Annotated in this window: 1 protein-coding gene; it reads right to left on the bottom strand. The window is 26.6% G+C overall.

Going from position 1 to position 334, the window contains the following annotated elements; all coding sequences use genetic code 11:
• Positions 1 to 32: 32 nt before the first annotated feature.
• A partial coding sequence (locus tag AAGV28_RS15435) for a GIY-YIG nuclease family protein (protein WP_373407645.1) occupies positions 33 to 334 on the bottom strand: 302 nt, incomplete at its 5' end.

Here is a 334-nt window from a genome sequence, read left to right as displayed (position 1 = left end):
CAGTCCCGAGGCTTCGGGAGAACCAGGGACAATTATGTTTTTCTTTTGAGAAGAATATCTTTTAGAATCGATGGGTCGGCTATTATTTTAAGATTAAAGGTTTTACTCTTCATTCTTTTAATGAAATTTTCAAGATAAATAGCTTCATCTTTATCAATGCAAATAAAACTTAAAACAACTTCCCAATCATTAGCAATTTTAGTAAAAGAATTAGAATAATAATGATTTTGATGTTTCAAAATTCGTTCATCAATATTATTTGTTTCTCCAATATAGAATTTTTGAGATGATTCCGAAAAAAGAATATATAAGTAATGCATTTCAAAATATTTAA

This window comes from Flavobacterium zubiriense, assembly GCF_041729725.1.
In the GTDB taxonomy this organism is placed as follows: domain Bacteria; phylum Bacteroidota; class Bacteroidia; order Flavobacteriales; family Flavobacteriaceae; genus Flavobacterium; species Flavobacterium zubiriense.
Note: the sequence above shows the minus strand (reverse complement) of the source record. Positions and strands in the feature narration are given on the sequence as shown.